The 6,576-nt window shown below is 69.0% G+C and carries 5 protein-coding genes and 1 tRNA gene; 3 read left to right on the forward strand and 3 right to left on the reverse strand.

The window, feature by feature from the left end:
* Positions 1–201: 201 nt before the first annotated feature.
* Complete coding sequence (locus tag RDU12_RS07260; RefSeq protein WP_300290376.1) at positions 202–1,635, reverse strand: sodium-dependent transporter; 1,434 nt, start codon at positions 1,633–1,635, stop codon at positions 202–204.
* Between the two features lie 123 nt (positions 1,636–1,758).
* Positions 1,759–3,234, reverse strand: coding sequence for a sodium:alanine symporter family protein (locus RDU12_RS07265; protein ID WP_300290378.1), 1,476 nt, complete (start codon positions 3,232–3,234; stop codon positions 1,759–1,761).
* Between the two features lie 155 nt (positions 3,235–3,389).
* Here RDU12_RS07265 and RDU12_RS07270 point away from each other — a divergent pair.
* Both RDU12_RS07270 and RDU12_RS07275 read left to right on the forward strand, forming a co-directional pair.
* Positions 3,390–3,474, forward strand: a tRNA-Leu gene (locus RDU12_RS07270).
* Positions 3,475–3,551: 77 nt separating this feature from the next.
* The gene (locus RDU12_RS07275; RefSeq protein WP_300290381.1) at positions 3,552–4,685 is read left to right on the forward strand and encodes a PA0069 family radical SAM protein; all 1,134 of its coding nucleotides are present in this window, start codon (positions 3,552–3,554) and stop codon (positions 4,683–4,685) included.
* Between the two features lie 48 nt (positions 4,686–4,733).
* Here the strand turns inward: RDU12_RS07275 and RDU12_RS07280 are convergent, their stop codons facing one another.
* Positions 4,734–5,978 (reverse strand): class I SAM-dependent RNA methyltransferase, encoded by a 1,245-nt coding sequence (locus tag RDU12_RS07280; protein WP_308684350.1) that lies wholly within the window; start codon positions 5,976–5,978, stop codon positions 4,734–4,736.
* 160 nt (positions 5,979–6,138) lie between these two features.
* On the opposite strand from RDU12_RS07280, the gene RDU12_RS07285 reads away from it, so the two are divergent.
* A partial coding sequence (locus tag RDU12_RS07285; RefSeq protein ID WP_308684351.1) for a glycine zipper 2TM domain-containing protein occupies positions 6,139–6,576 on the forward strand: 438 nt, incomplete at its 3' end.

Raw genomic sequence — 6,576 nt, forward strand, 5'->3', positions numbered from 1 at the left:
GTCTGCAACACTGGAAAGGCCCGGGCTCACACCCGGGCCTTTTTCCGTTCCGCGACTCCGCGCCGCCCTGCCCTGCCCCCGTCAGACGTCACGGCCCGCGGCCCGGATGGCAGACCGGTCCCAAGCCGCGGGGAGGCTGACCGTGAAACGAAAACGGCCCGGACTCGCGTCCGGGCCGTTTCTATTTCGGGTGATGCCGGATCAGCCGAGCAGTTGCGGGAACAGGCCGATGACGAGGATGGCGGCGACGGCCAGCGGGCACAGCCAGGCGATCAGGAAGCGCCAGGCGGCGAGCCCCCCGCCCTTCAGGCCGGTCTCGGCGTTGACCAGCTGACGGTCGGCGACCCAGCCGATGAAGATCGCCGTGATCAGGCCGGACAGCGGCAGCAGCAGCCGGCCGGTGACGCCGTCGATGGCGTCGAACCAGGTGGCGTTTTCGAACCCCTGAACGAAGGCGAGCGGACGCTGGTCGGCCAGGACGTTGAACGACAGGGCGGACAGCAGGCCGACGAGGAAGACGAGCACGCCGATCCAGACCGAGGCTTTCACCCGCGAGACGCCGAACTTCTCGGTGACCCAGCCGACCGAGATCTCGAGCAGGGACACCGACGACGTCAGGGCCGCGAACAGGGCCAGGACGAAGAAGGCCAGGCCGACGATGGCGCCGCCGGGCATGGCGTGGAACGCCGCCGGCAGGGTCTGGAACATCAGGGTCGGGCCGGCGTTCGGCTCCATCCCGACACTGAACACGATCGGGAAGATGGCCAGGCCGGCGATGACCGCAACGGCCGTGTCGGCGAAGGCGATCATCCCCGAGGTCTGGGCCAGGTTGGTGTCGCGCGAGGCGTAGGCGCCGTAGGCGATCATGGCGCCGCCGCCGAGGCTCAGCGAGAAGAAGGCCTGGCCGAGGGCGGAGCTCAGCACGCCGGGGTGCAGGGCGCGCTCAAAGTCGGGCGTGAACAGGAAGGTCAGGGCGGCGGCGAAGTCGCCGATGATCGCCGCATAGACGGTGATGCCGATGAGCAGGAAGAAGAAGGCCGGCATCAACCAGGTGGCCGCCACCTCGATGCCGCCCTTGACCCCGCGGGCGACGATCCAGACGGTCACGACCACGAAGGCGAGCTGCAGGCCGACCAGCAGGACCGGATTGGCGAACAGGGTCGGCATCATCTGCTGGATCTGCTCGACCGACTGCGGGCCATAGGCGCCCCGCAGCGGTTCGCCCGCGCTCAAGGCGCCGATCAGGTCGACCGCGCTCGTGCCGATGAAGTAGACCACCCAGCCGGCGACGACGCAGTAGAAGGTCAGGATGGCGGTGTTGGCGAGCATGCCGATCACGGCGAGCACGCTCCACATCGGGCTGGCCCGGGACTGGCGCGCCAGATAGGCGGCGCTGGCGATGGTCGAACGCTGGCCGTGACGGCCGATCAGGCTTTCCGCGAGCAGCAGCGGCATGGCGATCAGGACGACGCAGAGGATGTAGAGCAGGACGAAGGCGCCGCCGCCGTTGCTGCCCGCCTCGGTGGGGAAGCGCCAGAGGTTGCCGAGGCCGACCGCCGAGCCGGTGGCCGCCAGGACGAAGGCGGCCTTCGAGGACCATCGCGCCTGACCCGGCGCCGAAATGTTTCCAGCCAAAGCTCTACTCCCTTGCGGGCGGCGCGGCGCAGGACCGGCCGCCTCTCTTCATGAGGGGCGCCGTGAACAGCGCCCCTCGAAAGAACGCCCGGGCCGAGAACGGCCCGGGCGCTGGTGCGTCTCTTATTCGTGGTCCTTGCCGGCCGTCTTGTTCCCCTTGGCGAGGGCGAAGACGACGCCGGACAACAGGGCCAGGGCGATCAGGTTGGGCAGGGCCATGGCGGCGTTGGCGATGTCGCCGAGACGCCAGACCAGTTCGATCTCCTGGAACGAGCCAATGAAGATCATCACCACCCAGAACAGGCGGAACGGAATGGCCAGCTTCATGCCGAACAGGTAGGTCGCGGCCCGCTCGCCGTAGTAGCCCCAGGTGATCAGGGTCGTGAACACGAACAGGATCAGGGCGATCGAGGCGACCAGACCGCCCAGGGTCACCGTGCCGAACAGGATCATCGGGAAGGCCGTCGCATAGGCCGCCTCGGTCATGGCGAAGCCGCGCAGATCCGAGGTCCAGACAGTGTTCTGCATCACCACGGCGCCGTCGGCGCCGGTGTGGGGGAAGGCCCCCTGCACCGCCAGCATGACAAGGCCGGTGGCCGTGCAGATGATGATGGTGTCGATGAAGGTGCCCATCATGGCGAACCGGCCCTGTTTGGCGGGATCGTCGGTCTGGGCCACGGCGTGGGCGATGGGGGTCGAGCCCTGGCCGGCCTCGTTGGAGAACAGGCCGCGCGCGACGCCCGAACGGATGGCCAAAATCATCCCGGCGCCGACGAAACCGCCGGCCGCCGCGTGGCCAGTGAAGGCGCTCTCGAAGATGGTGGCGAAGGCGCCCGGGATGGCGGTGAAGTTCAGCGCCAGGGCGATGAAGGCCATGACCAGATAGACCAGGGCCATGAACGGCACGACCTTCTCGGCGATGGCGCCGATCGACTTGATGCCGCCGATGATGACCGCGAACACGGCCACGGCGACGACGATGCCGGAACCCCATTCCGGCAGGCCGGTCAGACCGCTGAAGGAGTCGGCGAAGGAGTTGGCCTGGATCATGTTGCCGGTGGCGATCGAGGAGAACAGCAGGCCGATGCAGAAGACCACGGCCAGCCAGCCCCATTTCTTGCCGAGGCCGTTGCGGATGTAGTTCATCGGACCGCCGCGGAAGTGGCCGTCCGGACCCTTCTCGCGGAAACGGATGGCCAGCGAGCCCTCGGCGAAGGCCAGGGACATGCCGATCAGGGCGGTGACCCACATCCAGAACAGGGCGCCCGGCCCGCCGAGGGTGATGGCGGTGGCGACGCCGGCGAGGTTGCCGGTGCCGACCTGGCCGGACAGGGCCGTCGACAGGGCGGCGAACGGCGAGATCTCGCCCTTCTCCTTGTCGTCGTTCTTCTTGAACAGGCCGGCGAAGGCCATGCCCAGATGGGTGATCGGGTAGAAGCGCAGGCCGATCATGATCCAGATGCCGACGCCGAGCAGGATGACGACCATCGGCGGGAACAGCAGCACCTGCTCTCCGTGCCAGGTGCCGCCCCAGATGAAGTCGCTGACGTTGGTCACGCCATCGTAGAAGCCCTGCATCGGGCTCGGACTGTTAGCCATTGGATTCCCCTCGACCCCTCTTGAGGGGCGTCACTATCCACATGGTGAACGGATTGGCCAGCCGAATTGGCGGATTTCTCCGTTCGAGGAAGGTCCGCCGGCCGCCTCGCACTTGCCGGAAAGCGCCCTGCCGCCTAGGACCGCAGCGGACCTATGCGGATGTGGCGGAACTGGTAGACGCACTGGATTTAGGTTCCAGCGCCGCGAGGCGTGGAGGTTCGAGTCCTCTCATCCGCACCATCCTGCTGCGTGAATCGCCTGTTGGGGGTTCCGTATAATGTTCTTGCTTTGTTCCGTTCCGCTGCTATCGTCCCCTCATGGCTGAAGCGGCGAAGGGACGGGGGGCGCGGTCGAATGCGACCGGGCGGTTCGAACCGGAGACCGTCGAGGCCTTCGACGACGGCTGGACCGGCGACGATGTCGCGGCGGCGCCCCTGCGCACCACCCTGACGCCCGAGCACGCCCGGACGATCATCGCGAAGAACACCAGTCCGGACATCGGTTTCGACCGGTCTATCAACCCCTACAAGGGCTGCGAACATGGCTGCATCTACTGCTACGCCCGTCCGTCCCATGCCTTCATGGGCCTATCCCCGGGCCTGGATTTCGAGAGCCGACTCTTCTTCAAGCCCGAGGCCGCGCGTCTGCTGGAGCAGGAGCTCTGCAAGCCGCGATATGTCTGCAAGCGCATCCACATAGGCGGCAACACCGACCCCTATCAGCCGGTCGAGCGCGAGCTGAAGTCGACGCGGGCGATCCTCGCGGTCCTGCAGAGATTCCGCCATCCGTTCAGCATCATCACCAAATCGGTGCTGATCGCCCGCGACGCCGACATCCTCGGGGCCATGGGGCGCGAGGGGCTGGCCTCGGCCTTCGTCTCGATCACCACCCTCGACCGGGGCCTGGCCCGGGCCATGGAGCCGCGCGCCTCGACCCCGGCGAAGCGGCTGGAGGCGATCAGCCGGCTGGCTGAGGCGGGATGCCCGGTCGGCGTCGGCTTCGCGCCGGTGATTCCGGGGCTGAACGACCACGAACTGGAGGCGGTGCTGGAGGCGGCGGCCAGGGCGGGCGCGACCTCGGCCATGTATGTGACCCTGCGCCTGCCGCTGGAGATCAAGGACCTGTTCCGCGAGTGGCTGGTCGACGCCCGGCCAGAACGGGCCGCGCGGGTGATGTCGCTGATCCGCCAGACCCGCGGCGGCCGCGACTACGACCCCGACTGGAACCAGCGCATGAAGGGGACCGGACCGGTCGCCGAGCTGATCGCCACGCGCTTCAAGGCGGCGGTGAAGCGCTATGGGCTGGACGGGCCGAGGCGCGTGCTGGACGAGAGCAAATTCCGTGTTCCAGCCGGTGCCAGACCGCAGGGCGATCTGTTTGATCTTCCTTCCCTCGAAATGGGGGAAAGCGTTCCTTTGGCTGACACCGGCGCCACAAACGCCGTGATTTGACCTTCGGCTTTCCGGCCCGGCAGCAGGAGGCGCGAAGGCGCTGGCTCGCTAGCGCCGGAACACCCCGACCAGTTCGACATGGGCGGACCACAGGAACTGGTCGACGGGGGTGACGCGCTCAAGGCGGAAGCCGGCATCGATCAGCACGCGGGCGTCGCGGGCGAAGGTGACCGGATTGCAGGAGACATAGACGACGACCGTCGCCTTGGTCGCGGCGATCTGCCGGGTCTGCTCCAGCGCCCCGGCGCGGGGCGGGTCCAGCAACACGGCGTCGCAGCCGCGCAGGTCGTAGGGCGCCAGCGGACGGCGGAACAGGTCGCGCGCCTCGGCCGTGATCGGCTTCAGCCCCTTCGCCGTGCCCACGCCCGCCTTCAGCGCCGCGATGCCGGCGGCCGAGGCGTCCGCCGCCAGCACCGGCGCGACCGTCGCCAGCGGAAAGGTGAAGGTCCCGGCGCCGCAGAACAGGTCCGCGATCTTCTTCGCGCCGCGCACGGCCTCGACCGCGCGCGACACCATGGCCGCTTCGGCCTCGGGCACGGCCTGAAGGAAGCCGCCGGCCGGCAGGGGCACGGTCGCCGGACCGAAGGCCACGACTGGCTGGCGCGACATCACCAGAGTGTCTCCGGCCAGGCTGAGCCGGGCGAGGTCGGCCGCCGTCGCCGCCTCGATGGCCCGCACCTGCGCATCGCGCGACAGTCCGCCGCTGCGCCGTTCAACGCCGGTGACGTCGACATCCAGCCCGGTCAGAGTCCAGGTCACGTGCAGGGTCGGGGCCGATTTCGGGTGTTCGAGAAAGGCCTCGGCCACCCGGGTCAGGGCGGGGATGGCGGCGACCAGCCGGGGGTCGGCCACCGGGCAGACGCGCACCTCGACCAGACGCCAACTCTTGCGGGCCTTGAAGCCGAGGATGGCCTTGCCGTCCGGCCCGAGCCGGGCGTGCAGGGCCAGCCGGCGCCGCGTGCCGGGGGGCACGGCGACGGTCGGCTCGACCACGGCTTCGATCCCTTCGCGGGCGAGGGCGAACCGGACCTGGTCGCGCTTCCATTCCAGATAGGGGCCGGCGGCCCAGTGCTGCAGCGAGCAGCCGCCGCAGTCGCCGTAGTGGGGCGACACCGGCGCGATCCTGTCGGGGCTGGCGACGAGGATCTCGACGGACCCGGCGCGGCCGTCGCGCACCTCGGCCCGCACCGTTTCGCCGGGCAGGGTCAGGGGCGCGAACACCGGGCCGGCGGGGGTTTCGGCGATCCCGTCGCCCTGCCCGCCCACGCGCGAGATGATCAGCGTTTCCGTCATCGCGCGCTTCTAGAGCCTCCACGCCCGCGGCGAAACCTGAACGAAGATGAACGGCGCGATCAAAGCCCGTTCAGCTTCCGGGCCTTAACTCTGGATGCAACAGACCGGGGGCTCCGTTCGTTCGGCCTCCATCTTCGCAACGGAACCCAGGACCGACCCGATGTTCGCCCGATCCATCGCCGCCACCGCCGCCATCGCCGCCGCCGGCATGCTGCTGGCCCCCGCCTCGGCGTCGGCCCAGGCCTATACCTACCAGGGTCCGCAGACCTACGGCTACGGGGCCTACGACTACGACAACCGCTACGGCTATCAGGACAACCGCTACGGCTACGACGACCGTTGCCGCAGTTACCGCAACGACCGCCAGGCGGGCGGCGCGGTGATCGGCGCCACGGTCGGCGCCGTGGCCGGCTCGCAGATGGCCGCCCGCGGCCGCCGCACCGAAGGCAGCATTCTGGGCGGCGTTCTCGGCGCCGTGGTCGGCGCCGGCGTCGGCGGCAGCTCGGCCCGCGACTGCGACCGCTACGAGACCAATTACCGCTACGACGACAACCGTTATGGCGGCGACCGCTACGGCTATCAGAGCTACGGCCGGACC

The organism is Brevundimonas sp., assembly GCF_031082345.1.
Classification (GTDB): domain Bacteria; phylum Pseudomonadota; class Alphaproteobacteria; order Caulobacterales; family Caulobacteraceae; genus Brevundimonas.